Annotated in this window: 25 protein-coding genes; 16 read left to right on the forward strand and 9 right to left on the reverse strand. The window is 60.8% G+C overall.

Annotated elements, in window-relative coordinates:
- The first annotated feature begins 8 nt into the window (after nt 1-8).
- From HDG32_RS26820 to HDG32_RS26850, 7 genes are read left to right on the forward strand one after another with little or no spacing between them, the layout of a single operon-like run.
- The gene (locus HDG32_RS26820; RefSeq protein ID WP_184072090.1) at nt 9-773 is read left to right on the forward strand and encodes a C40 family peptidase; all 765 of its coding nucleotides are present in this window, start codon (nt 9-11) and stop codon (nt 771-773) included.
- The gene (locus HDG32_RS26825; RefSeq protein WP_184072091.1) at nt 770-1330 is read left to right on the forward strand and encodes a tail assembly protein; all 561 of its coding nucleotides are present in this window, start codon (nt 770-772) and stop codon (nt 1328-1330) included. Before HDG32_RS26820 ends, HDG32_RS26825 begins: the two co-directional genes overlap by 4 nt.
- Nucleotides 1330-4656, forward strand: a complete 3327-nt coding sequence (locus HDG32_RS26830) for a host specificity protein J (RefSeq protein ID WP_184072092.1) — start codon at nt 1330-1332, stop codon at nt 4654-4656. Before HDG32_RS26825 ends, HDG32_RS26830 begins: the two co-directional genes overlap by 1 nt.
- Nucleotides 4653-5621, forward strand: coding sequence for a hypothetical protein (locus HDG32_RS26835; RefSeq protein WP_184072093.1), 969 nt, complete (start codon nt 4653-4655; stop codon nt 5619-5621). Before HDG32_RS26830 ends, HDG32_RS26835 begins: the two co-directional genes overlap by 4 nt.
- 12 nt (nt 5622-5633) lie before the next feature.
- The gene (locus HDG32_RS26840; protein ID WP_184072094.1) at nt 5634-6068 is read left to right on the forward strand and encodes a phage tail assembly chaperone; all 435 of its coding nucleotides are present in this window, start codon (nt 5634-5636) and stop codon (nt 6066-6068) included.
- The gene (locus HDG32_RS26845; protein ID WP_184072095.1) at nt 6065-6313 is read left to right on the forward strand and encodes a hypothetical protein; all 249 of its coding nucleotides are present in this window, start codon (nt 6065-6067) and stop codon (nt 6311-6313) included. The genes HDG32_RS26840 and HDG32_RS26845 overlap by 4 nt, the downstream gene beginning before the upstream one ends.
- Nucleotides 6261-6434, forward strand: coding sequence for a hypothetical protein (locus tag HDG32_RS26850; RefSeq protein WP_184072096.1), 174 nt, complete (start codon nt 6261-6263; stop codon nt 6432-6434). Before HDG32_RS26845 ends, HDG32_RS26850 begins: the two co-directional genes overlap by 53 nt.
- A gap of 340 nt (nt 6435-6774) precedes the next feature.
- Here the strand turns inward: HDG32_RS26850 and HDG32_RS26855 are convergent, their stop codons facing one another.
- The 5 genes from HDG32_RS26855 to HDG32_RS26875 form a co-directional block, all read right to left on the reverse strand.
- Nucleotides 6775-7185: an antirestriction protein gene (locus tag HDG32_RS26855; RefSeq protein WP_184072097.1), complete on the reverse strand. Its 411-nt coding sequence runs from the start codon at nt 7183-7185 to the stop codon at nt 6775-6777.
- Nucleotides 7185-7409 carry a hypothetical protein gene (locus tag HDG32_RS26860; protein ID WP_184072098.1) on the reverse strand — a complete coding sequence of 75 codons (225 nt, stop codon included), beginning with the start codon at nt 7407-7409 and terminating at the stop codon, nt 7185-7187. The genes HDG32_RS26855 and HDG32_RS26860 overlap by 1 nt, the downstream gene beginning before the upstream one ends.
- On the reverse strand, nt 7406-7606 hold the full coding sequence (locus HDG32_RS26865) for a superinfection immunity protein (RefSeq protein WP_184072099.1): 201 nt from the start codon (nt 7604-7606) through the stop codon (nt 7406-7408). The genes HDG32_RS26860 and HDG32_RS26865 overlap by 4 nt, the downstream gene beginning before the upstream one ends.
- Before the next feature lie 86 nt (nt 7607-7692).
- On the reverse strand, nt 7693-8136 hold the full coding sequence (locus HDG32_RS26870; RefSeq protein ID WP_184072100.1) for a hypothetical protein: 444 nt from the start codon (nt 8134-8136) through the stop codon (nt 7693-7695).
- A 355-nt stretch (nt 8137-8491) separates the two neighbouring features.
- On the reverse strand, nt 8492-8977 hold the full coding sequence (locus HDG32_RS26875; protein WP_311540392.1) for a toll/interleukin-1 receptor domain-containing protein: 486 nt from the start codon (nt 8975-8977) through the stop codon (nt 8492-8494).
- Nucleotides 8978-9396: 419 nt separating this feature from the next.
- On the opposite strand from HDG32_RS26875, the gene HDG32_RS26880 reads away from it, so the two are divergent.
- Genes HDG32_RS26880 through HDG32_RS26905 form a run of 6 tightly spaced genes read left to right on the forward strand, consistent with a single transcriptional unit; the run spans nt 9397 to nt 17215 of the window.
- On the forward strand, nt 9397-10002 hold the full coding sequence (locus HDG32_RS26880) for a restriction endonuclease subunit S (RefSeq protein ID WP_184072102.1): 606 nt from the start codon (nt 9397-9399) through the stop codon (nt 10000-10002).
- Between the two features lie 22 nt (nt 10003-10024).
- A complete protein-coding gene (locus tag HDG32_RS26885; RefSeq protein WP_184072103.1) occupies nt 10025-11551 on the forward strand; it encodes a type I restriction-modification system subunit M in 1527 nt (508 codons plus the stop codon).
- Complete coding sequence (locus HDG32_RS26890) at nt 11544-11909, forward strand: hypothetical protein (RefSeq protein WP_184072104.1); 366 nt, start codon at nt 11544-11546, stop codon at nt 11907-11909. The genes HDG32_RS26885 and HDG32_RS26890 overlap by 8 nt, the downstream gene beginning before the upstream one ends.
- The gene (locus HDG32_RS26895) at nt 11899-13155 is read left to right on the forward strand and encodes a restriction endonuclease subunit S (protein WP_184072105.1); all 1257 of its coding nucleotides are present in this window, start codon (nt 11899-11901) and stop codon (nt 13153-13155) included. The genes HDG32_RS26890 and HDG32_RS26895 overlap by 11 nt, the downstream gene beginning before the upstream one ends.
- Complete coding sequence (locus HDG32_RS26900) at nt 13152-16463, forward strand: type I restriction endonuclease subunit R (protein ID WP_184072106.1); 3312 nt, start codon at nt 13152-13154, stop codon at nt 16461-16463. The genes HDG32_RS26895 and HDG32_RS26900 overlap by 4 nt, the downstream gene beginning before the upstream one ends.
- A gap of 2 nt (nt 16464-16465) precedes the next feature.
- Complete coding sequence (locus HDG32_RS26905; RefSeq protein ID WP_184072107.1) at nt 16466-17215, forward strand: M48 family metallopeptidase; 750 nt, start codon at nt 16466-16468, stop codon at nt 17213-17215.
- A gap of 900 nt (nt 17216-18115) precedes the next feature.
- On the opposite strand, the gene HDG32_RS26910 is transcribed toward HDG32_RS26905, so the two are convergent.
- From HDG32_RS26910 to HDG32_RS26925, 4 genes are read right to left on the reverse strand one after another with little or no spacing between them, the layout of a single operon-like run.
- Nucleotides 18116-18643, reverse strand: a complete 528-nt coding sequence (locus tag HDG32_RS26910; RefSeq protein ID WP_184072108.1) for an RDD family protein — start codon at nt 18641-18643, stop codon at nt 18116-18118.
- Nucleotides 18644-18664: 21 nt separating this feature from the next.
- Nucleotides 18665-19432, reverse strand: a complete 768-nt coding sequence (locus tag HDG32_RS26915; protein ID WP_184072109.1) for a DUF3106 domain-containing protein — start codon at nt 19430-19432, stop codon at nt 18665-18667.
- Nucleotides 19433-19448: 16 nt separating this feature from the next.
- Nucleotides 19449-19880 carry a DUF3619 family protein gene (locus HDG32_RS26920; RefSeq protein ID WP_184072110.1) on the reverse strand — a complete coding sequence of 144 codons (432 nt, stop codon included), beginning with the start codon at nt 19878-19880 and terminating at the stop codon, nt 19449-19451.
- On the reverse strand, nt 19877-20440 hold the full coding sequence (locus tag HDG32_RS26925; RefSeq protein WP_184072111.1) for an RNA polymerase sigma factor: 564 nt from the start codon (nt 20438-20440) through the stop codon (nt 19877-19879). Before HDG32_RS26925 ends, HDG32_RS26920 begins: the two co-directional genes overlap by 4 nt.
- Before the next feature lie 356 nt (nt 20441-20796).
- Here HDG32_RS26925 and HDG32_RS26930 point away from each other — a divergent pair, with 356 nt between their 5' ends.
- From HDG32_RS26930 to ilvC, 3 genes are all read left to right on the forward strand, one after another.
- Nucleotides 20797-22560, forward strand: coding sequence for an acetolactate synthase 3 catalytic subunit (locus tag HDG32_RS26930; RefSeq protein ID WP_184072112.1), 1764 nt, complete (start codon nt 20797-20799; stop codon nt 22558-22560).
- Nucleotides 22561-22684: 124 nt separating this feature from the next.
- A complete protein-coding gene (gene ilvN, locus HDG32_RS26935; RefSeq protein ID WP_018420000.1) occupies nt 22685-23176 on the forward strand; it encodes an acetolactate synthase small subunit in 492 nt (163 codons plus the stop codon).
- A gap of 106 nt (nt 23177-23282) precedes the next feature.
- On the forward strand, nt 23283-24299 hold the full coding sequence (ilvC, locus tag HDG32_RS26940; RefSeq protein WP_008920617.1) for a ketol-acid reductoisomerase: 1017 nt from the start codon (nt 23283-23285) through the stop codon (nt 24297-24299).
- The last annotated feature ends 84 nt before the right edge of the window (nt 24300-24383 follow it).

Below are 24383 nucleotides of genomic sequence, written 5' to 3' on the forward strand. Positions count from 1 at the left end.
GATACAGGATGGAAGACTTCAGTTCCGTACTTCCGATGATCCAGCTACACGCCGGCGCGCAGGCGCCGCGCGAGTGCTGCGGACTGGTCGTGCGCAAGCAGGACGGCGCGCTGCAGTACATGCCCTGTCGCAACCTCGCGCATGACGTCGACCAGTTCATGATCGATCCCGTCGATCACGCCCACGCCGAAGATACGGGCGAGATCGTCGCGTACGCGCACTCGCACGTTTTCACACCGCCCACGCCGACCGACGCGGACCGCGAGTCGATGGCGCGCACCGGCCTGCCGTGGATCATTGTCAATCACCCTGTCGGCTCTTTCACGATCAACGAGCCCGAGCCGTATATCGCGCCCTTCGTCGGGCGCGCGTTCGTTCATGGCGTGCATGACTGCTACGGGATCGTGCGCGACTGGTACGCGCACGAACTCGGCATCGCACTGAACGACTATCCGCGGCGCTTCGGCTGGTGGGACGACGAGGACGGTCCTGATCTGTACCGCGAGAACTTCGCGCGCGAGGGCTTCGTCGTCGTCCATCAGGGCCCGCTCGACGCGGTAGCGATCGGCGAACTGCGCGAGCACGATCTCCTGCTCATGCGTATCCGCGCGCGTCGCGACAATCACATGGCGGTCTACATGGGCGCGAACGTGATCCTGCATCACCTGATCGACCAGCTATCGCGCCGCGAGGTATTGCAGGAGTTCTACCAGCGCCGCACGACCGCCGTGCTACGTCATCGCGCGCTGCTCGATACGGGAGACCCGTCATGATCACGGTAAGGTTTTACGGCGATCTGCGCCGCCGCTTCGGTCGCGAGTGGTCGCTCGAGGTTCGTTCGCCGCGCGAAGCGTTGCACGCGCTGATGATCCAGCTTCCCGGACTGCGCGGCTATTTCCGCGAGTACGCCACGCGATCGTTTCTCGTGCGCGGCCAGCACCAGGACTACGACGAGAACGATCTGCACTATCCGCTCGTGCGCGGTGTGCTCAAGGTCGTTCCGCTCGTGCGCGGCGCGGGCTCGTACGGCAAGATCCTCGCGGGCATAGCGATCGCGGTGGTCGGCGTGTTCGTGCCTGTGGTCGGGGCCGCGATGATCAGCCTCGGCGTATCGCTCGCGCTGTCCGGTATCGCGCAACTACTCGCGCCGCGCCCCGCCGCGACGGCGACGCCCGAGAAAGCGGACAACCAGCCGAGTCTCGCGTTCGATGGCGCGGTCAACACGATGGGCCAGGGTGGACCTGTGCCGCTCGGATACGGCCGGCTGCTGGTCGGCTCGGCGATCGTGAGCGTCGGCTTCTCGACCAATAACGAGATCCTGGTGAACTGATGGGACATCGCGATCTCGTTCCCGTAGCGGGCGCCGGCGGCGGTGGCGGCAAGGGCGGCGGCGGCAGCGCGAGTTCGCCCGTCGAAGCGCCGGACTCGCTGCGCTCGACGCAGTACGCGCGCGTCATCAATCTGATCTGTGAGGGCGAAGTCGAGGAGATCGTCGGCGGGCCGCAGGGGATCTATGTCGACGACACGCCGCTCGCGAACGCGGACGGTACATGGAATTTTGTCGGGGCCGGTATCGAGTGGCGTACAGGCAGCGCGACGCAGGCGCCGATCACAGGCTTCTCGGCCACCGAGAGCGAGACGACCGTCGGCGTGGGCGTGACGACAGCGGCGCCTGTCATCCGCAGCGTCACGAATCCGAACCTCAACGCGGTGCGCGTGACGCTCGGCTTTCCCGCGCTGTCGAACACCGATACGAAAACCGGCGACGTGACTGGCGTTACGGTGCAGCTGGCGATCGACGTCCAGAAGGACGGCGGCGGCTTCCAGCAGATGTACGTCGACACAATCGTCGGCAAGACATCGAGCCGCTACCAGCGCAGCTATCGCATCAGTCTCGCGCGCTTCGGCGCGACCGGTGGCACGTACGATATCCGCGTGCGACGTCTCACACCGGACTCGACGACCGCGTATCTCGTGGACGCGTTCCAGTGGGAGACGATGACCGAGATCGTCGACTCAAACATGACGTACCCGTACTCGGCGATCGTCGGCGTACAGATCGACGCGAGCACGTTCCGTCAGATCCCGAAGCTCTCCTTCGATATGAAACTTCGCCGCATCCGTATCCCGGCGAACTACGATCCGATCGCGCGCACCTATAGCGGGAACTGGGACGGAACATTCCAGATCGCCTGGACCGACAACCCCGCCTGGATTCTGTTCGACCTCGCGACGACCGCGCGCTTTGGTCTCGGCGGCTATGTCACGGACCAGATGATCGACAAGTGGACGCTGTACGCGATCAGCCAGTACTGCGATGGACTTGTGCCCGATGGCTTCGGCGGCTGGGAGCCGCGCTATACGTGCAGCGTCTATTTCCAGACCCGCGAGGATGCGATCACGCTGCTCCAGCAGATCGCGGCGATCTTCAACGGCATGATCTTCTGGGCCGGCGGGATGCTGACCGTCTCGGCCGACATGCCCGCGGATCCGGTCATGACCTACACGGCCGCGAACGTGATCGACGGTTCGTTCATCTACACCGGGACGCCGCTGAACCAGCGCCATACGGTCGCGCTCGTGACGTGGACCAATCGCGCGAACCGCTGCCAGCAGGAGATCGAGTACGTCGAGGATCGCGACGCAATCGAACGGTGGGGCATACGCGAGGCTGCGGTCGTCGCGATCGGCTGTACATCGCGCGGCCAGGCGCATCGCGTCGGCCGCTGGCTGCTGCTGACCGAGCAGATGCTTTCCGAGACGGTCGCCTTCAAGACCGGTATCAATGCCGCCTTCGCGCGCCCCGGCGACGTGTTCCTCACGGCTGACGAGACGCGCGCGGGCTATCGCACAGGCGGGCGTCTGCTCGCGGCGACGGTCGATCGTCTGAAGCTCGACGCGCCCGTGACGTTCAACGCGAACGCGTCCTATACCGTAGGCGTCCTGCTACCGGACGGGACGCTGCAGCGCGTCGCTCTGATCACCCCGGGCAACGTCACGACCGACGACATTGTGCTCGCGGAAAACTTGCGCATGGAGCCCGAGCGCATGGGCGTCTGGTCGATCTCGGCGAGCAACGCGGTCAACGAGCAATGGCGCTGCATCGGCGTGAACGAGGACGAGGATGGAAACGTCGAGGTTCAGGGGGTCGCGTACCGGCCCGACAAGTTCGGCGCAATCGAGAATGATCTGAAGCTCGAACGGATCCCGACGGGGATTATTGATCCGTTCTCGATTGGTCCCTGTACGGAACTGGTCGTGACCGAGTCGAAGTATCAGATCAACCCGGTCATCGTCGGCGCGCGTGCGACCTTCTCATGGCTCGCGCCGCTCGGCGCGGTGCGCTATGCCGTCGCATACCAGTTCGAATCGGACTCGCCCGTATACGTCGAAGCGTTCATGAACAGCATCGACGTCCAGCCCACGCGGGAAGGCATATGGACCTTTACCGTGTGGGCGATCAACTCGCTCGGTATCCGCAGTGTCCCGGCCACAGTGACCATCGAACTGCTGGCGCTGAGCCAGCCGCCCGATGACGTGAGCGGCTTCCAGCTGGACATCTATAACGACGCGGCCAACCTGCAGTGGATACAGTCCGCCTCGCTCGATGTGATCGTCGGCGGCCAGGTCGTGATCCGCTTCTCCACGCGCATGTCATCCGAGGTCTCGTGGGAAGAAGCCAGCGAGATCACACGCTTCTCGGGCGGCATGACAAACGGCTTCGTGCCACTCATGAAGGGCAGCTACTTCGCCAAGTTCATGAACTCGTCGGAGAAGTACTCACAGAACGCCGCGCTCGTGATCAGCACGACCGGGCCGCTGCGTGACTACAACCTCGTGGAGGACATGAAGCAGAACCCGGCCTTCGCCGGCGAGAAGGTCTATACCGAAGTGCGGACCGGCGTGCTGTACCTGTCGCAGGACGAGCACGGCTTTGCCATATCGACGACCGGCGAGTACTACTTCGACCATGTGATCGACCTCGGCAATGTCTACACCGTGCGCTGCACTTCATACGTCGAAGGCGCAGCGTATGACTTCTTCAACGATGTCGACACGTGGCCCGATTGGGACGAGGTGCTCGATGTCGACGGAACCAAGATCGACGAAGGCGGCGCGATGGTGCTCGCCTCACTCACGAACGTCGACCCCACTACCGGGGCCGACGAAGACTGGAGCCCGTACGTGCGACTCGTCGCCGCCGATCTGACCTTCCGTGCTGCGCGCTTCCAGTGCGTGCTGCACGTAAAGGACGATACGCAGGGCATCGGTATCACGGACCTCGGCGTGACCGTCGATGTGCCTGATCGTATGGAGTCGCGCAACAACGTCACGATCGCGGTAGGCGGTAGCGTGATCACGTTCAGCGTGCCATTCAAGGACGCACCTGCGATCGCGATCATCGCGCAGGGCTTGCAGACGGGCGACAAGTGGCTGATCGATCAGCAGTCGGCTAACGGCTTCCGCATCCAGTTCCAGACCTCGGACGGGTCGCCCGTCGCGAAGACCTGTGACTGGATTGCCCGCGGCTATGGCTACGAGCATATCGGTCTCGCCCACCTGGGCTACGCAGCACTTATGCGCTTCGATACGCCGGCAGTGATATCGATGCGCGAACGTATCGGACCTAAACTCCAGAAAGCGAGTACACCATGACGCAACCCACCTCCTATCAGGTCCCTGCGCATCCGTCCGGTCTGGACATGCGCACGCAGCTTAACGTGATCATTCTCGCGATGATCGGAGACAACTGCGGGCCGACCGAGCCGACCGAGTTGTACCCCGGCATGATGTGGGGCGACACGACCGCGAACCGCCTGAAGCGCCGCACCAATGCGAACGATGGATGGATCGATATCGGGCCGCTTGATGACTTCCTCGGAGACCTCCGCACGCAGATCGCGGCCGAGGCCGGCAAGTGTGTACTGAAGACCGGCGACACGATGACCGGATCGTTGCTATTGCAGGGTGCCAACATCATGTTCAAGAACGCCTCCCAGGCGTGGTACGGCTACATGGGTTCATACGGCGCTGCGGGACAGGCGGGCTCAGGTATGGGCTTCGTGAACGCAGCGCTGACCGCGTGGAATTTTCAGGTCGGCGACGATGGACGTTGCAACGCGCGCGGCGGGCTGGATATCCAGTCGGGCGGCGCGAATATCTACGGCCGCGTGAATATGAGGCAGGCCGGCTCGTACGGCGAGATTGCGATGGTCAGTACGGACGGTTCGTGCATGTATATCCGGGGCCGCGCCGGCGGGGGCGGTCTCGAACTGGTCAACAGTGCCTATAACAACGTCCCGTGGACGATCGATGATGCGGGCACCCTCTTCACGAACATTGGCGGCGGGCGATACGGGAACGACGGGAACGTCTGGATGCAGTGGTATGGCGGATGGCTGTCCGACATGAACGTTGCTCTTGTGAACCACGCGAACACCAAGGCACCGAATGGCGCACAGGTTCAATGGAATAGCGGCATTAATGAACTTGCTTCGGCAATGGGTGGACAAAATACCGTTGATAGCTCTAACCCCTGGGTGATGGAAGGTGTGCGCGTGACTACGAGTACCGACATCAATCGCATTTACCCCCGCGTTATTTGGCAACGCAATGCTTAAGGGGCACTCATCATGCAAACCGACTTCGATCTTCAAGGCTATACGCATGAACTCATGGCACTCACCATTGTTGATATGTACTCGCCGCAATTGAAGAGTGCCTATGACTTTCTCACCGCGCATCCGATCGACGGGGCTACCGGTCTTCAAGCGGGCTTGCCCTACATTCACCAATGGCGCACGACGACTATTCCGAAGCCGAAAGATGAAGACGTGCATGCGCACTTCTACGCGAATGAGGAAAGGATTCGATCACGCTTCATCCGCTCGCTTCGCAATGAAGCGCTTCGGAATACCGACCATTTCGTTGCGATCCCAACCGATGCGCCCGAGGGCTTTACGAAAAGCGTCGACGAGTGGAAGGTCTATCGGCAAGCGTTGCGCGACTGGCCGCAGCAACCGGACTTCCCGTTTAACGCGGTCTGGCCGAAGCGACCGAAGGGATGAAAGCGATCGCGCTAAAGCTCGCGCTCGTGGTCGTGATCGTGATCGTCGGCGCGCTGCTGATCGCGGACGTTCTCGCACTCGGCGGCTGTACGCTCGTTCTCGTGACCGGCGACCACGACAACGTGCGCGATATCGAGGGCGCGGATAGCGATCTCACTTCGTCGTCGCGACCATTGGTAAGGGAGCAGAACAATGCGGATCAGTATCTACAACGACTCCGACAACCCGATCCGGGTCATCGTTGATCACGACGAGTCCGACGACCTGATCCTCGAATCAGGCGACGAACGTCTGATCGAGAGTCGCGACGTGCCAGGCACGATCGAACTGCGCGAACTCGACGGACCGCAGGCGAGCGAGCGCTAGATGCGGCGAACTGGCCAGAACGCGCCAGAACGCGCCTGCGCGATCGAGCCGCTACGAGCATAGCGGCCGGCCGGCGCGGACGTCACGGCGGCGATTCTGGCGAGCCGGCGGCGTGTCCGCGACTTCGCCGCGGCCGCCGCGCGAGATCCAGACGAAAAAAAGCCCGCCGGGCGGCGGGCCGATCTGACAACGTATTCGCTCGACCGAGGGGAACAAGCGAACGGGATCGATTGTAGCGTCGCGCGCCGGCGACGTCCAGAAACGACAAAGCCCGCCGCGGCGAGCCAAAAAAAATGGCACGCGTAGGCGTGCCGATCTTTCCAACTTCCCTAGTTCCCCCTCAGTCGATCGCGCGAAAGATCGCGCCCGCTTCGTCGTGGTCCTTCGCGTAATCGCGCAGCTGGTGATAGTGATCGCTGAACTTCTCGCGCAGCGCTTCGTCGTCGATCCAGACGAGCGAGCCCAGCACGAACAGCGTGACGATCACGCCGAACGCGTCCGCGCTGACCTCGCCTTCGTAGTCGTTACCCGGGACGTACACCGTGAAGCGCTTGTCCGTCTCGGGCGCCAGATAAAAGCCGCCGTTCGATAGCGTGTAGAACGTCCAGAGCCCGCCGTTATAGTCGGCCGACATGATCCCGGCCTGGTCATAGACCATCGCTTCGGCGCGCATCATCAGACGCGCTTCGAAAAACTTCGGCAGGAACGCGAGACGCGCGGTCGGCGGGACTTCGTTACGTGTGATCTTCATCAGTCTTCCATCCAGGTGTTGCAATTGATCGTGATATAGGTCTCGTATCGCACGATCAGGCCTGCGCGTTCCAGTTCATCGCAGGCAGTGCGCGATCGTGCGCCGTAGATTTCAGCGAGCGATTCGGCAAGATCGAGATACACGCCGTTATCGTGCGGCTCGCACATCGCCTTGAGCGCGTCGTACATCCGGCGCGCGTCGCCGCTCAGTTCGATCTTGCTCATGTCCGCTCCCGAGTGTTGCAAGCGGGATTGGTACTGGCCCAGACAAGCGAGCCGATCCAGCCGAGTACAGTCCAGCCGAGCAGGACGTTGAGGACCGAGATCGCGGTCGTGTTGTGATGCTTGCGAAACGTCGCGACGATCGCGGGTAGCAGGTAAAGCGCGATGACGACAAGCGTCATGATGTTCGGTGTGTACATGATTCGATTCCCTTACTTTCGTTACCAGATCAAAGTTCCTTCAGCGTATGAAACAGGCGGCTGGCAGGGCCAGCCCGCCCCTGGAATTACGCGTTGTTTTGAGTAGCGGCGCGTTCCCCGACCAGCGCTTCGATCGCAGCGCGATCCCACATCACACGGCCGCCGACTCTCTGCGGCTCAACCGGGAAGTTGTACGCAGCACGAGTCGACGGCGAACCGTAGTTCGACATGCTCTTTTTCGAGATGCCCATCAGATGCGCAGCGTGTTCGGTCGAGATCAGCGTGGCGTCTGTATCGATCACGATCTGTTTCGGCTCGACCGGCTGCTTCGCTTCGGTCGTCGGCTTCGGTTGTTTCGCTTGCTTCGTCGCTTCGTCCATCAGGACCGCGACGCTCGTGCGCTGCTCGATCGCGATACGCGCGACACGCTCGACAAACTGCGTTTGAAGATCTTGGATCGCTTGCCACGCGTCAGCGAGCGGCGTTGCTTCGTTAGCGATCAGGGCGAAAAGTTGTGCTTGCGTTTTCATCTGGATTCCTATGTTTGGTTCAGAAAGCTCGTTTCGTTTTCTGGTTAGCAGCACCAGAGACTTCATTGTGTCGAGCGGGATCCCAGACGTATGCTTGATTTTCCCGAGGGGAAAAGGAGAGTCGATAAGACCAGCACATCGGCCTTGTCCAGACGAAAAAAAACCCGCCGGCGGCGGGTTCGTTCTGATGGCGTTCTGACGTGCTACGTGTACGCCTCTGCCATCTGTCCACGCTTGCGAGCAGGCGCGTGTGTTCGAGGGGGCGTTTGACTTTTGACCCGTCCCTGCCGCCGTCCTTTGGCAGCGAGTCGCTTAACGACACAAAGCGGTCAAAGCGACTGTGGGGGCAATAAAGCTAGAGAGCAACCAGCTCGGCGATTTTTGCCGCGACCATCCCCATAGATTCTTCTGCAGTGTCCAGGCCGCTTCGGGAGGCGAGCAAAGGGCTGACATTGCGGAGAGCTTCATACGTTGTATTGTGCACGATGGGAACGAGCTGGTTACGCGCCAGGAGTGCCGAAAGCTCTTTGTCGGCGACGCTCTCTTTTGGAAGGCGAGCCAGCAGCGCAGGGGTCACCAGCACAAGCCCGATTCGCGAATTCGCTAAGCCCTTGTCGATGGCGCGCATCATCGGCACGCCGAGGCCCAGGTCCTTCTCGCTGAACCAAACTTTGACACCAGCCGCCACGAGCAAATCGTGCAGCTCTTTGGCTGGCCCCTGCCGGTCGTCCCACGCGTGGCACAGGAAGACGTCACGAAGGTCAGGTTGCTCCGCTGCTCGCGTCTCAACGGTTTGGCGGATTGGCGTGAGTGACTGCACTTGGGCAGGAGTGTACGACACGGACGAACCCGCTCTCGACCAGCGCGGCCTTGAACTGCTGCTGGACCTGCCACCACCGCCCCCACCGCTGCTGCTATAGCTAGCGCCGCTGATGCTCGGCGAGGAGTAGGAAGAGCCGTAGCCGCCATAGCGGTAGCTACTGCGGTGACGGCACGCAGGGCAGGCCGCGGCCGCGGCCGCTGAGCTATGTCCACGTACTGGCGCTGTGCATCTAGTCATGTCGAAATCCTTTCATTTGTAGTTTTGAGCTGCCTGCCTTTCTTGCGATGGCAGAAGGCAGGCAAGACCGGACGCCCTTGGCTGACGACGACCTTCCCTGACATGCGCTCTCATTTTTAATTGCATCATTGAGCTTGATGCAATTATTTTTTGGAGTCTGCTTGCATTAATTCAATACGTCAAGCAGAATTCAATGCATCATGCCAATTGATGCTAAATTTTTCCCGCTTGGGGATGCCGTTGACGTCAGGTCGGGCCATCCCTTTCGTGGCTCCATCGACGAATCGGTCGAAGGCAACGCCATGGTTGTGCAGATGAAGGATGTTGATTCCGAATGCGGGGTGAACTGGACTGACGTGATCCGCACCTCCTTAGTGAGTCGAAAGCAGCCCGACTGGCTGAAGGCCGGTGATGTGCTCTTCGTCTCCAAAGGTGTGCGCTTTTACGCTGTCTGCATCGACGCGCCTCCCAGCCCGGCCGTTTGCAGTCCGCACTTTTTTCATCTCCAGGTGGCGCCTCATGTGCCGCTGCTGCCCGCCTTTCTGGCATGGCAGATCAACCAGCCGCCATTTCAGCGACAGCTCCAGCAATCGGCGGAGGGCAGCAGCCAGCTCAGCATTCGTCGGCCGGTGCTTGAGTCGCTCACTCTGGGTGTGCCGTCGATGGCAGATCAGCACCGAATCGTCGCCTTGTCCGAGCTGGCGCGCCAGGAGCGCAGAGCCCTTCACCAACTCATTCACAGCCGCGAGCAGCAACTCCAAGCGCTCGCTGAAGACTTAACCCAGTCTGCCCAGGCATCGCACTGAACATCCTAGGGAATGGAAGACCATGAACGACACCATCATCCAAACCGCAGCCGTTAGCCAAAACGCGATCAACGCCGCCGTCTGGGCTGCCTGCGACACCTTTCGCGGCACCGTGGACCCAAGCATCTACAAGGACTTTGTTCTCACGATGCTTTTTCTGAAGTATGTGTCCGACGTCTGGCAGGACCACTACGACGTTTACAAGAAGCAGTACGGCGACCATCCCGAGCTGATCGAGGAAATGCTCAAGAACGAGCGGTTCGTGCTGCCGGCCGATGGCAGCTTTTACGCGCTGCACGCTCAGCGGCACAGCGCCGGCAATGGTGAACGCATCGACAAGGCCCTGCATGCCATCGAAGAGGCCAACATCACCAAGTTGCGCGATGTGTTTCAGGACATCAGCTTCAACTCCAACAAGCTGGGCGACGAGCAGCAAAAGAACGACATCCTGCGCCACCTGCTGGAAGACTTCGCCAAGCCCGAACTGGACCTGCGCCCCAGCCGCGTGGGCCAGCTCGACGTGATTGGCAATGCCTACGAGTTCCTCATCAAGAACTTCGCCTCAACCAGCGGCAAGAAGGCCGGCGAGTTCTACACCCCGCCCGAAGTTTCCACGCTGATGGCGCGGCTGATGGCGCCGCAAGAAGGAGACGAGATTTGCGACCCGACCTGCGGCTCCGGCTCGCTACTGATGAAGTGCGGCCGCCTGATCCGCGACAACACCGGTTCACGCAAATACGCGCTCTACGGGCAGGAAGCCATCGGCAGTACTTGGGCGCTGGCCAAGATGAATATGTTCCTGCACGGTGAAGACAACCACCGCATCGAATGGGGCGACACCATCCGCAATCCCAAGCTGCTCGACGGCGCGGCCAGCCTCAAGCACTTCGACATCGTGGTTGCCAACCCGCCCTTCAGCTTGGAAAAGTGGGGTTTTGAAGGAGCCGATGCCGACAAGTTCAGCCGCTTCCGCCGCGGCCTGCCGCCACGCACGAAGGGCGATTATGCCTTCATCCTGCACATGATCGAGACCATGAAGCCCGGCACCGGCCGCATGGCCGTCGTCGTTCCCCACGGTGTGCTGTTCCGTGGAGCAGCCGAGGGGCGCATCCGCCAGAAGCTGATCGAGGAAAATCTGCTGGACGTGGTGATCGGCCTTCCGGAGAAGCTCTTCTACGGCACCGGTATCCCCGCCGCCGTGCTGGTGTTTCGAAAGAACAAGACCGACGAGAAGGTGCTATTCATCGACGCCAGCCGCGACTTCGAGGCCGGCAAGAACCAGAACATGCTGCGTGAGGCAGACCTACAGCACATTGTGGATACGGTTCGCACGCGGCATGGTGTGCACAAGTACGCTTATCTCGCCACCCAGGCCGAGATCGCCGAGAACGAATTTAACCTCAACATCCCTCGCTACGTGGATACGTTCGAGGAAGATGTCGAGATCGACCTGATGGTCGTTCGGAAGGAGCGCGAGCAGATTAAAGCCGAGCTGGCCAGCCTAGAGGCCCAGATGGCCGCGTACCTGCACGAGCTGGGTTATGAGTAAGCCGAGCAAGGCTGGCGTATCTTACAGCACGTCGTCCACCGCTGAGTCCGGCCAGGCAGCAGCCACCGAGTTTGCGCGCAACGAAGCCGAGGGTGCCCGGACTCACATGCAACGCCACTTCGTGGACGACTCCATGCGGCGCTCCCAAGCCCTCATAGCCGAGCTGTTGCATACCAGTAAGCAGAACATAAGCTTCTATGCCAAGAACGTGCTCGCCGAGAGCGACCTGCTGGCCGCGGCAACTGCTAAAGATCACTTGACAGTTCAAACCGAGGGCCCGCGCCAGGTGCGCCGCAAGGTTCAATTTAATAACCTCGACTTGATTCTGACGAAGAAGGGAACACACAATGCTGCCTAAAGATTGGCAACTAGTCACGGTTGGGGAATGCGCAGACCTGTTGACAGGCCACGCATTTAACAGCCAGGGTTACGTCGAGCCAAGTGAATCAACGGTTAAGCTTTTGCGTGGAGACAACATCGGACAAGGTTCCCTGCGCTGGATTGATGCAAAACACTGGCCGACTCCATATACAGAACAGCTCCAGCGATACGAGATGCGCAAGGGCGATATCGTCATTGCGATGGATCGTCCAATCGTGAACGCCGGTTTAAAATGTTGTGTTGTCGAACACCACGATTTGCCATCTCTTCTCGTTCAACGGGTAGCCAGACTTAGGGCCAAGCAACACTTTAACCAAGACTACCTGGCACATGTTTTCCAAACTCACCGATTCATCGAGCATTTGAAGGGGCAGAAGACCGAAACAGCGGTTCCCCACATTAGCCCGCATGACATCCGTGCGTTCGAGTTTCCTTGCCCATTGAACCCAGATGAGCAGCGCCGCATCGCCCAGATCCTCTCTACCTGGGACCGAGCCATTGCGACCACGGAGCAGCTGCTGGCTAACAGTCAACGGCGCACGCGCGATTTGACGGCATCCCTGTTGTCGGGGCGCCGACGCTTTCCTGGAATGTCTGACAAGTGGCGCTACGTGGACTTCGATTCGGTCTTTGAACGGGTCACCCGGAAGAACACTACGCACGACACTAATGTGCTGACGATCTCCGCGGAATACGGGCTCATCAGCCAGCGCGACTACTTCAACAAATCAGTGGCAAGCGCCAACCTCGGCGGATACACGCTCCTGCACCGATATGACTTCGCCTACAACAAGAGCTATTCGGCAGGCTATCCCATGGGGGCGATCAAACCGCTGTTGGCCTACGAGGCCGGTGTCGTGTCAAGTCTGTACCTCTGCTTCAAACTGCAGGTAGACGTGGACGCGGATTTTGATTTCTTCCGGCACTACTTCGAGGCGGGCCTTCTGAACCAACAGATCGAAGGCATCGCTCAAGAAGGCGCACGGAACCACGGCTTGTTGAATGTGAGCGTGAAAGACTTCTTCAAGCTGCAGCTCCACATTCCTACTGCACGAGAACAGCGACGGATCGCGGAAATTATCAACATTGCTGAGGCCGAAGAAGCGGGCTTGGAAGCGCAACTGCGATCCTTGCGCCAAGAAAAGGCCGCTCTCATGTCACAGCTCCTGACTGGCAAGTCCCGCGTCAAGCTACTCGAATCCGAGACGGAGTTGCAGCCATGACTACCACGCCCAACTCCCGCGAGCAGTACAGCGCCCATCTGCCTGCACTCCACCTGCTGTGTAACCTGGGCTGGAACTTCCTGACCACGGCACAGGCACTAGCGCTGCGCGGCAGTACACGCGAAGTGCTACTCAAGCCCCGTCTCATCGAAGTGCTGCAGACCCGGCGCTACCTGTACAAGGGCGAGTGGTACCCGCTGTCACCCAGCGGCATCGACCAGATCGTGCGGGAATTGTCGGCACTCAGCTTGGCCGAAGGGCTCATGCCTGCCAACGAACGGCTGTACGGCAAGCTGGCGTTGGGTATTACAGTCACCGAGTTCATGCCTGATGGCAAGAGGCACCAACCCACCATCCCGTTGATTGACTGGACCGAACTTTCAGCCAACCTCTGGGATGTCACTGAGGAGCTGGAGGTGCTGGCCGCGCAGGGCACGCATCACCGTACGCCAGATGTCGTTTGCTACGTGAACGGCATTCCCCTGGTCGTGATCGAGGCCAAGCGACCGGAGTCGGGTGGCGGCAGCCTTCCGTCCAAGGCCATGGTGCTAGAGGGTATCAGCCAGCACCTGCGCAACCAGCGGCCCGACGAAATTCCCAACCTATTTGCCTATGCTCAGTTGCTTCTGTCCATCAGCCAGACCGAGGGACGCTACGGCACCACGCATACGGCGGCTAAGTTCTGGGCGAAGTGGCGTGAAGAGGAGTTTGACGAGGCCCACATGCTGGCCCACAAGAACTCATCGCTGACGCCGCAGGTACGCGCGGCGCTGCTCGAGGGCAAGCCGGCAGCCCTAGCGGCTTACTTCGACACACTTTGGAGCGCGCCCATGCAAGCCACCGAGCAGGATCGTTTGCTGGTAAGCCTGCTCACGCCGTTGCGGCTGCTGGAGTTCCTGCGCGGCTACGTGCTCTTTGACCGAAAAGTAGGCAAGATCGTGGCACGCTACCCGCAGTTCTTCGGCATCCGTGCACTGCTAGCGCGCATCAGCCAGACGCGGCCAAAGTCGCAAGGCGGCGGGCGCGAGGGTGGCGTCGTCTGGCACACCACGGGTTCGGGCAAGAGCTTCACCATGGTGTTCCTGACCAAGGCGTTGCTGCTGCTGGACGCCTTGAAGGAATGCCGCGTGGTCGTAGTCACCGATCGCATCGACCTCGAAACCCAACTCTCCCGAAACTTCATGACCGGTGGCGCCTTTGGCTCCAGCATTGCGACGCAGAAGGACGGCGAAAAGAGCCGCAGCCTCTCTGGCCGTGATCTGGCCCGCCGCATCGGCAGTGGCACGGAGCGCATCACCTTCACGCTGATCCACAAGTTCAATACGGCGTCCAAGCTGCCGGAGTGCCGCAATGATTCGGCCGACATGATCGTGCTGGTGGACGAAGGCCACCGCAGTCATGGTGGCGAGACGCATGAGCGGATGAAGAAGGCGCTGCCCAAGGCGGCCTACATTGCCTTCACCGGCACTCCGCTGCTCAAGGACGAGAAGACGGCCAACAAGTTCGGCCCTATCGTGCACGCATACACCATGCAGCGCGCGGTGGAGGACGAGACCGTGGCACCGCTGCTGTACGAGGAGCGCGTGCCTGAACTGGACATCAACGAGGAGGCAGTCAACCGCTGGTTTGAGAAGATTACCAGCAACCTCGGCGAAGCTCAGCGCACTGACCTCAAAAAGAAGTTCGCCAAGAAGGGCGCCATTTACGGCGCGGCCAACCGCATTGAGCTGATCGCCTGGGACATCGCGACCCACTTCAACGAGAACATCAAGAAGCTCGACCTAGGCCTGAAGGGCCAGGTGGCCACCGATAGCAAGCTTGACGCCATCCGCTACAAGAAGGCCCTGGACGACACCGGCCTCGTGACCAGCGCGGTGCTGATCTCTGCTCCCGACACACGCGAAGGCAATTCCGCGGTGGATGAAGACGCCCTGCCCGAGGTGCATAAGTGGTGGAAACAGACTATGGTCACTTGCGGCAACGACCCAGAGGCCTATGAAAAGCAGGTTGTGAATGACTTTGGCACGGACAGCGACCCCGACTTGCTGATCGTCGTGGACAAGCTACTGACCGGGTTCGACGAGCCGCGCAACACGGTGCTGTACATCGACAAGCCCCTGAAAGGGCACAACCTTATCCAGGCGGTAGCGCGCGTTAACCGCCTGCATGACGCCAAGCGGTACGGTGTGCTGGTGGACTACCGTGGCATCCTCAAGGAACTGGACACTGCAATCCGTGCCTATCAGGACCTGGAAGCACGCACGCAGGGCGGCTTCGACATCAAGGATCTAGAAGGCCTGTATCACCAGTTCAGCACCGAGTACAAACGGCTGCCGGCCCTGCACGACCAACTGTGGTCCTTCTTTAAGCGAGTGACCAACAAGCTGGACCGCGAGCAGTACCGGCAGGTGCTAACGCCGAAGTTCGTGAAAGGCTCCGATGGCGAGGAGTACGACGAGCGACAAAAGCTGCGCGACGATTTTTACGAAGCCCTGACCGCCTTCGGCCTGTGCTTGCAGACGGCTTTGTCATCGCGTAGTTTCTTTGAGGACAAAAGCTTCTCCGAGGAACTGATTACCCGCTACAAGACCGACTTGCGTTTCTTCACCGAGCTTCGCCAGACGGCCCGCCGCGATGCTATGGAGACTGTGGATTACAGCGTCTACGAGGAGCAAATTCGCAAGCTCGTAGACAAGCAAGTCATCGGCACTGAAGTGCGTGAGCCCGAGGGGGTCTATTTGGTGCACCAGTTGGGCCAGGTTGAAGACCCGAAGGATTGGTCCGAGGAGAAGACGCGCAACGAGACGGACATGATCCGAACACGCCTGCGCAAGACCATCGAGCAAGAATTGGCGGAGGACCCGTATGCGCAGAAGGTTTTCGGCGAACTGTTGAGGCAAGCCATCGCTGAGGCTGAGGCGATGTTCGACCATCCGCTAAAGCAGTACGCCTTGTTCCAGGCCTTCGAGCAGCAGTTGGAAGCACGAGCGACTCCTGGTGTGCCAGACGCGTTGACAGACAATTCACATGCCAAGGCCTACTTTGGCGTAATGCGAATGGTATTGGGTGGCGAGGCCTTTGCAGCACTGAGCAGCGAAGCCGTGGTGGGCTTGGTGCAACAGGCCATGGCAATGGACCTCATGGTGCGTGATGCCGTAGCCGAGAACTCGCTCAATCCGCAAAACATCGAGGCTGCCATCCGTAAGGGCTTGCTGCCGCTGCTCTTTGGCTCCTTGGGCTTGGACAATGCCAAGCAGGTTGTGGAGCAAGTCATCCAGATCACGCGGGTTCGCCTCAGTAAGCATTGAGCATGCACGCACAGGATAGAAAGCCCCAGCAGCACAGCTTCGCTTATGGCGACGAGGAAATTACCTTCACCCTGCGACGCCAGCCTTCCCGTGTCGTGCCGCGCGTTGCAATTCACGTAGAACCAGACGGTCGCGTGCACGTGGACGCACCAAGTACCGCCCCGTTAGCTAAAGTGCTTGCTGCCGTGAAGAAGCGTTCTCGATGGATCAGCCAGCATGTCAGTGCCGCCAAGGCACGGTTGGCACATGTGCTTCCGCGAGAGTACGTCAGCGGCGAATCCCTGCACTACTTGGGCCGACGCTACCGCCTGAAAGTCGTCGTCGAGCCGGAAGCCTCAGTGAAGGCCTATATGCGCGGTCCATTCATCATCGTGGCCGTGCCGAAGCACGACACCACCACGATCAGGTCAGCCCTAGATGATTGGTATTGCCAGCGCGCGCGAGAAGTCTTCGCGCAACGCTTTCTGGTGATCGCGGGACCATTGCAATGGGTTCAAGAACTGCCACCGGTACGACTGCGGTTTATGCAACGCCAGTGGGGCAACTGTTCTCCTGCAGGGCGCATCACGCTGAATCCGTGGTTGGTCAGGGCGCCTCGAGTGGCCATAGATTATGTGCTGCTACACGAAATGTGCCACCTGAAGCACCACAACCACAGCAGAGCCTTTTATTCAACACTAGACAGGCATATGCCGAACTGGCGGGAAATCAAGGAGCAGCTAGACGAGCGAGCGGCGGAGTACCTTCGGTAGTCACCACAGGGAAACATTGCGAAATCATGTGCGGCAGGTCACCGAGGAGTGGTGCCAGGAGTACGATGACGCGGGACTTGAAAATAGCCGCGCTGTCTGATGAACTCAGGATAGTCCGCAATGTCCGGTTTCGCCGTAACCAGTCTCAATGATCACGCGGTCCGCGCCAAAAACGCGCGGAGATAGTCTCGCTACAGTCTCCGATCGTTTTTTAGACGGTCAAAATAGCTTGATATAATCATCGCTCAGGCTTGCTGGATATAGCTTTGAGCGATTTGGCGATCGAATTAGAATCAGCCGCTGTGCGGGGCGGCACCTACTTTCTTTGCTGCTGCAAAGAAAGTAGGCAAAGAAGACAGCTCAAACCGCCAACTCTTAAGCGGGTCTCCTGGCTTGGAAGGGGTAGTGGTGCATCTGGAATCCGGGCCCCCGCACATTCCCCGTTCGTGACAAAGCCATCATCCGCTCCCACTCCGCACTACGTGCGTCGCGGACGGGTCTGCCAGGGAAACCAATGGTTTTGCCCGCGCAGCGGGGACCCTCGGCTGCGCCTCGGCGATGCGCCGAAACAACCAGTGGTTTTTGAGCGGGGTTTCGGCGCGCGCAGCGCCGCCGGAAGAATGACAGCCTTGTCACAAGCGCGGAATGTGCGGGAGCACGGATTCCAGATGCACCACTACCTCATGCAGACCGAGGGACCCGCTTAAGAGTTGGCGGTTTTAGCTGTCTTCTTTGCCTACTTTCTTTGCAGCAGCAAAGAAAGTAGGTGCCGCCCCGCACAGGGGCAACGCTAATAGACCGATAAGTCAGCAAGGAAAGGCCAACACCGCACGAACAAAGGCAAAAAAGGCCTCACCCCGCCAAAGGAGAGCAACGCATTCGGCCCATCGCCCACGCGCGCTAGCGCCCCACCGCTACCACCCGCGTCCCCGCGAGCCGATCATGCAAAAACTGCCGCTGCGGATCAAAACGCCCACTCGCGGCCCACACCACGAACCAGACGCCCGCAATAACAAGCGTCTGCTGCACCCGCAACCCAAGAAGTGGATGCAACGCCAGCGGCGGCAAAAACCACAACCAGGCGAACACATACCGCGCAATCGCCCGCCCAACCGAAACCGGCGCGCCATCAGCGCCAACAACCCGTAATCGCCAGGTTTTCATCGGCAGCGTCTGGCCGCCGTGCGTCCAGAACCAGACGAAGTACACGCCAACCACGAGGCCGATCCAGCCGGCGAGCAGGTTGTGATGCGCGAGCCCGTTACGCTGCTGCGTCAGCGTGCTGAACAGATAGCCGGCGAGAAACACGACGCCGAACAGAATGACCGCTTCGTAGAGCAGTGCCGCGAGCCGTCGCCGGACGGTGGGCGCCGTGCCGCCGCCGGGTGCGGCGGCAGGCAGGGTGGGGGTGGCGAGCGGCTGGGACACGTAATGGGTTCGGGGTCGGAATCAGGAGCCGTGGAAGATTGCCGGCGCTTCGGCAGGCGACACGGGCACCGGCGTCGCCGGTACGAAGCTGCCCGCCGCCGGAATCGCAGGCGTTGCCGGCAGCGAGGCCGCGGCCGGCGCGGAGGCAGCCGGCGCGGCGCTCGCCGCCGCGGCAGCACTGGCGCCGTGCTCGCGCGCATTCACGAACCGGTCGATGCCCTTGATCTCGTTGCGAGCCGATGGCGGCGCGCTGACGACGCTGGGGCGACGCTTGCGTTCGCTCGCGGCGAGCCGCTCCTTCGTTTCTTCGGGCAGCTGTTGGTACGCTTTCCACGCGTTCTGGCGCGCTTCGCGCGGCAACTCCTTCGAAACCTGGTAGTTTTCGCGCGCGACGCGGCGCTGATCGGGCGTCATGCGCACCCATTCACTCATGCGCTCATGCAGACGCTTTTGCGCATCCGGCGACATCTTTGCGTATCGCGACGCAATCTTGATCCACTTTCGCTTGCGTTCGTCGCTAAACGAATCCCATTGCGATGCGAATGGGGCCAGCGCGGCGTGGTCGGCGGCGCTCAGGCGTGACCACGCGAGGGGGCTATTGCTGCCCGGCAGGCCGGGCAATTCGACGGAAAGTGCGGGGGCGGGGGCGGGCGCGGCGACGTTGACGCCGGGCGACGGATTGCCCGCCGACGATGGGCTCGGGTGAAAGCGCGGATAGGTCGCGACAAACGACACCAGGGCCGCGATCGTGCATCCGAAAACAACGGCCAGGCCGCGCTTGTAACTCACCCGAGGAATCTCCCGCTCAGTGGGCGCGTGAAAGATACGCGTTGAAGCCGTGGTCGAGATAGGCATTGAGCGGTAGGTCGTCGCTTAGCATGGCGGCATCGATATCGGCAAGTTCGGCGGTGCGCTGGTGATCTTCCCAGTACGCGATGCCGATCAGGCTCACGACCAGCGCGGCCAGCGGCCACGCGAGCGCGAAGCGGCGCAGCGGCCAGCGGCGGCGCGGCTCGAAGCCTCCCTGCGGTAGCCCCGCCATCCCGGCCGGCATGCCGGCGAACGCAGGCACGAACACCGGCGCGCTGACGGCTTCGGGCTTTTTGCGCGCCAACGCGGCACGACGCGCGGCAGCGAGCCGGTCGACGGTGGCGGGAGGGAGGCTGGCGGTGTTTTCGTCAAGCGCGCGGCGCAGTTGACGCGCAAACTCGAGTTCTGTGTTTTCAAGGGAGCTCATAGCGTGATTCCTTTCGCCTTGAGCGCTTGCGCCAGCGTGTGAGTGGCCCGGGAGCAGTGCGTTTTCACGCTGCCTTCGGAGCAGCCCATTGCGGCGGCAGTCTCGGCGACATCCATATCTTCCCAATAACGCATGAGAAACGCCTCCCGTTGACGTGCCGGTAATTTCTGGATCTCGTTGTCGATCGACTGCAGGACCTGCTCTCGTTCGAGCTTCTGTTCGTTGCTCTCGGCGCCAGCCGAACCCGCCTCGGCCTCGAAGGTTTCCAGCGGATCGAACTCGTCGTCGTCGGCATTGCCGAGCGACGAGAATAGACTAACCCAAGTGTTGCGTACTTTGGCACGGCGGAAATAGTCGTGCGTCGCATTCTGCAGAATACGCTGAAACAGCAGCGGCAGCTCGGCCGCCGGACGGTCGCCGTATTTCTCGGCGAGCTTGATCATCGCGTCTTGCACGATGTCGAGGGACGCATCGTCGTCCCGCACGGCGTAGACCGTCTGCTTGAATGCGCGCCTTTCGACGCCCGCCAGAAAATTGGCGAGTTCCTTGTCTGATGCCATCCGGTTGGGGTCGGCGCAGCAAGCGTGCGCGTAATCGGTCGAAAAATGTCGTAAAACTCGCGGATGCTAACAAACTTTTGCTCCGATAGGGGTGAAACCTGCTCAAGCTTGCATTTGCATCACGGTCGACATTCCGTCCGATCGCGCGCTCCTACGCACGAGCCAATGGCAATATTTTCTTGACCGCGAGCGCGCCAGAAGCTATCGTCGCTGGTTCGCAACATAAGTGAGTTGTCTCAATTGAGGTGTGGCCCAAGAAGCCCGCCTGCCAACTGGACGCGCCGCTTGAACCCGAGTCACGAGCCCGGCAGAGAGCACCCGATCAATTTTTTGCCGAAAATTCGAAAGGTGAATCAATGAATATGCCCAGCGCGGAATTCTCCACGTCGGATACGACCCCCCATCACGAAGCAGACTCTATCGGCGCCACCGTGCTCATGAAGGCACTGGCCGACGAAGACGTCGAGTTCATCTGGGGCTATCCCGGCGGCTCGGTACTCTACATTTACGACGAGCTGTACAAGCAGGACAAGTTCCAGCATGTGCTCGTGCGCCACGAGCAGGCCGCCGTGCATGCCGCGGACGCCTACGCGCGCTCCACCGGCAAGGTCGGCGTGTGTCTCGTGACCTCCGGCCCCGGCGTCACCAACGCGGTGACCGGCATCGCGACCGCCTATATGGATTCGATCCCGTTGGTCGTGATCAGCGGCCAGGTGCCGACTGCCGCGATCGGTCAGGATGCATTCCAGGAATGCGACACGGTCGGCATCACGCGTCCCTGCGTGAAGCACAACTTCCTCGTGAAGGACGTGCGCGATCTCGCCGCCACCGTCAAGAAAGCTTTCTACATCGCCCGTACCGGCCGTCCCGGCCCAGTGCTGATCGACATTCCGAAGGACGTGTCGAAGACGCCGTGCCAATACGAGCCGATCAAGAGCGTTTCGCTGCGCTCATACAACCCGGTCACGAAGGGCCACTCCGGTCAGATCCGCAAGGCGGTGTCGCTGCTGCTGTCGGCGAAGCGTCCGTATATCTACACCGGCGGCGGCATCGTGCTCGCGGATGCGTCGCGTGAATTGAACCAGTTCGCCGATCTGCTCGGCTATCCGGTCACCAATACGCTAATGGGTCTGGGCGGCTACCGCTCGAGCGACAAGAAATTCCTCGGCATGCTCGGCATGCACGGCACGTACGAAGCCAATATGGCGATGCAGCACTGCGACGTGCTGATCGCGATCGGCGCGCGCTTCGACGACCGCGTGATCGGCGATCCGAGCCACTTCGCGTCGCGGCCGCGCAAGATCATCCATATCGACATCGATCCCTCTTCCATTTCCAAGCGCGTCAAGGTCGACATTCCGATCGTCGGCGACGTGAAGGAAGTGCTGAAGGAACTGATCGAGCAGTTGCAGACGGCCGAGCATGGCCCCGACGCCGCGGCGCTCGCCGACTGGTGGAAGGACATCGAAGGCTGGCGCGCGAAAGATTGCCTGAAGTACGACCGCAAGAGCGACATCATCAAGCCGCAGTACGTGGTCGAAAAGGCGTGGGAGCTGACCGACGGCAACGCGTTCGTGTGCTCCGACGTGGGCCAGCACCAGATGTGGGCCGCGCAGTTCTACAAGTTCAACAAGCCGCGTCGCTGGATCAATTCCGGTGGCCTCGGCACGATGGGCTTCGGCTTACCGGCCGCGATGGGCGTGAAGATGGCCCATCCGGACGACGACGTGCTGTGCATCACGGGCGAAGGCTCGATCCAGATGTGCATCCAGGAGCTGTCGACCTGCAAGCAGTACGACCTGCCGATCAAGATTATTTCGCTGAATAACCGCTATCTCGGCATGGTGCGCCAGTGGCAGCAGATCGAATACAGCAAACGCTATTCGCATTCGTACATGGATGCGCTGCCGGACTTCGTGAAGCTCGCCGAAGCGTACGGACACGTGGGCATGCGCATCGAGCGCACGGCCGATGTGGAACCGGCGCTGAAGGAAGCGCTGCGCCTGAAGGATCGCACGGTGTTTCTCGACTTCCAGACCGATCCGACCGAAAACGTCTGGCCGATGGTTCAGGCCGGCAAGGGCATCACCGAGATGCTCATGGGTTCGGAAGATCTTTAACGACGGGGCGTCTGGATAACTCCAGCGCCGGCTTCGTGATGCGCGCCTTCAAAAAAGGCGAGGGCAGACGAGGCGGCGCCGCTCCGCTCGCAGACATCGACACATCATCTGGAAGAAGCGAAACATGAGACACATCATTTCCGTCCTGCTGGAAAACGAACCAGGCGCGCTGTCGCGCGTGGTGGGTCTGTTCTCCGCACGCGGCTACAACATTGAAACCTTGACGGTGGCTCCGACCGAAGACCGTTCGCTGTCGCGCATGACCATCGTCTCCGTTGGCTCGGACGACGTGATCGAACAGATCACGAAGCATCTGAACCGCCTGATCGAGGTGGTGAAAGTGGTCGACCTTACCGAGGGCGCCCACATCGAACGCGAGCTGATGCTGATCAAGGTGAGGGCGGTCGGCAAGGAACGTGAGGAGATGAAGCGGATGGCGGACATTTTCCGCGGCCGCATCATCGACGTCACCGAAAAGACCTACACGATCGAATTGACGGGGGCGAGCGACAAGCTCGACGCCTTCATCGAGGGGCTCGATTCCACGGCGATTCTCGAGACGGTCCGCACGGGCAGCTCGGGCATCGGTCGCGGCGAGCGCATTCTGAAGGTCTGACGTCGCGTTTCGCAAGGCCGGGCAACGCGGTATCGCGCGGCTGGCAATAACAACATTCGCAGTACCTGAATTTCTCTGAATCATCGAATCTAGCCAAGGAACCGACATGAAAGTTTTCTACGACAAGGACGCCGATCTCTCCCTCATCAAGGGCAAGCAGGTCACCATCATCGGCTATGGCTCGCAAGGCCATGCGCACGCGCTGAACCTGAAGGAAAGCGGCGTGAACATCACGGTCGGTCTGCGCAAGGGCGGCGCATCGTGGAGCAAGGCTGAAAACGCCGGCCTGCAAGTCAAGGAAGTCGCGGAAGCGGTGAAGGGCGCGGACGTCGTCATGATGCTGCTGCCGGACGAGCAGATCGCCGACGTGTACGCGAAGGAAGTCCACGCGAACATCAAGCAGGGCGCAGCGCTCGCGTTCGCGCACGGCTTCAACGTTCACTACGGCCAGGTGATCCCGCGTGCCGACCTCGACGTCATCATGATCGCGCCGAAGGCGCCGGGCCACACGGTTCGCGGCACCTACTCCCAAGGTGGCGGCGTGCCGCACCTGATCGCGGTTGCGCAGGACAAGTCGGGCGCGGCGCGCGACATCGCGCTGTCGTACGCAGCGGCTAACGGCGGCGGCCGGGCCGGCATCATCGAAACGAACTTCCGCGAAGAAACCGAAACCGACCTGTTCGGCGAGCAGGCTGTGCTGTGCGGCGGTACCGTCGACCTGATCAAGGCCGGCTTCGAAACGCTGGTCGAAGCGGGTTACGCGCCGGAAATGGCGTACTTCGAGTGCCTGCACGAACTGAAGCTGATCGTCGACCTGATCTACGAAGGCGGCATCGCGAACATGAACTACTCGATCTCGAACAACGCCGAGTACGGCGAGTACGTGACGGGGCCGCGCATCGTGACCGCTGAAACGAAGAAGGCGATGAAGGCCGTGCTGACCGACATCCAGACCGGCGAATACGCGAAGAGCTTCATCATCGAGAACAAGGCTGGCGCACCGACGCTGCAATCGCGTCGCCGTCTGACGGCCGAGCACCAGATCGAGCAGGTTGGCTCGAAGCTGCGCGCGATGATGCCGTGGATCGCGAAGAACAAGCTCGTCGACCAGTCGAAGAACTAAGCGTCTCGATATAACGAGGTCCGGCGCGGTGCTTCGGCGCGGCGGCCGGACCAGTCAAAAAGCCGTCCAAGGGTGCTGAACCCT

It is taken from the genome of Paraburkholderia sp. CI2, assembly GCF_014201055.1.
Lineage (GTDB): Bacteria > Pseudomonadota > Gammaproteobacteria > Burkholderiales > Burkholderiaceae > Paraburkholderia > Paraburkholderia tuberum.

Excerpts from the sequence above, each read along its gene's own strand:
- HDG32_RS26820 (WP_184072090.1), top strand. The coding sequence starts at position 9 with ATGGAAGACTTCAGTTCCGTACTTCCGATGATCCAGCTACACGCCGGC.
- HDG32_RS26825 (WP_184072091.1), top strand. The coding sequence starts at position 770 with ATGATCACGGTAAGGTTTTACGGCGATCTGCGCCGCCGCTTCGGTCGC.
- HDG32_RS26830 (WP_184072092.1), top strand. The coding sequence starts at position 1,330 with ATGGGACATCGCGATCTCGTTCCCGTAGCGGGCGCCGGCGGCGGTGGC.
- HDG32_RS26835 (WP_184072093.1), top strand. The coding sequence starts at position 4,653 with ATGACGCAACCCACCTCCTATCAGGTCCCTGCGCATCCGTCCGGTCTG.
- HDG32_RS26840 (WP_184072094.1), top strand. The coding sequence starts at position 5,634 with ATGCAAACCGACTTCGATCTTCAAGGCTATACGCATGAACTCATGGCA.
- HDG32_RS26845 (WP_184072095.1), top strand. The coding sequence starts at position 6,065 with ATGAAAGCGATCGCGCTAAAGCTCGCGCTCGTGGTCGTGATCGTGATC.
- HDG32_RS26850 (WP_184072096.1), top strand. The coding sequence starts at position 6,261 with ATGCGGATCAGTATCTACAACGACTCCGACAACCCGATCCGGGTCATC.
- HDG32_RS26855 (WP_184072097.1), bottom strand. The coding sequence starts at position 7,185 with ATGAAGATCACACGTAACGAAGTCCCGCCGACCGCGCGTCTCGCGTTC.
- HDG32_RS26860 (WP_184072098.1), bottom strand. The coding sequence starts at position 7,409 with ATGAGCAAGATCGAACTGAGCGGCGACGCGCGCCGGATGTACGACGCG.
- HDG32_RS26865 (WP_184072099.1), bottom strand. The coding sequence starts at position 7,606 with ATGTACACACCGAACATCATGACGCTTGTCGTCATCGCGCTTTACCTG.
- HDG32_RS26870 (WP_184072100.1), bottom strand. The coding sequence starts at position 8,136 with ATGAAAACGCAAGCACAACTTTTCGCCCTGATCGCTAACGAAGCAACG.
- HDG32_RS26880 (WP_184072102.1), top strand. The coding sequence starts at position 9,397 with ATGCCAATTGATGCTAAATTTTTCCCGCTTGGGGATGCCGTTGACGTC.
- HDG32_RS26885 (WP_184072103.1), top strand. The coding sequence starts at position 10,025 with ATGAACGACACCATCATCCAAACCGCAGCCGTTAGCCAAAACGCGATC.
- HDG32_RS26890 (WP_184072104.1), top strand. The coding sequence starts at position 11,544 with ATGAGTAAGCCGAGCAAGGCTGGCGTATCTTACAGCACGTCGTCCACC.
- HDG32_RS26895 (WP_184072105.1), top strand. The coding sequence starts at position 11,899 with ATGCTGCCTAAAGATTGGCAACTAGTCACGGTTGGGGAATGCGCAGAC.
- HDG32_RS26900 (WP_184072106.1), top strand. The coding sequence starts at position 13,152 with ATGACTACCACGCCCAACTCCCGCGAGCAGTACAGCGCCCATCTGCCT.
- HDG32_RS26905 (WP_184072107.1), top strand. The coding sequence starts at position 16,466 with ATGCACGCACAGGATAGAAAGCCCCAGCAGCACAGCTTCGCTTATGGC.
- HDG32_RS26920 (WP_184072110.1), bottom strand. The coding sequence starts at position 19,880 with ATGAGCTCCCTTGAAAACACAGAACTCGAGTTTGCGCGTCAACTGCGC.
- HDG32_RS26925 (WP_184072111.1), bottom strand. The coding sequence starts at position 20,440 with ATGGCATCAGACAAGGAACTCGCCAATTTTCTGGCGGGCGTCGAAAGG.
- HDG32_RS26930 (WP_184072112.1), top strand. The coding sequence starts at position 20,797 with ATGAATATGCCCAGCGCGGAATTCTCCACGTCGGATACGACCCCCCAT.
- ilvN (WP_018420000.1), top strand. The coding sequence starts at position 22,685 with ATGAGACACATCATTTCCGTCCTGCTGGAAAACGAACCAGGCGCGCTG.
- ilvC (WP_008920617.1), top strand. The coding sequence starts at position 23,283 with ATGAAAGTTTTCTACGACAAGGACGCCGATCTCTCCCTCATCAAGGGC.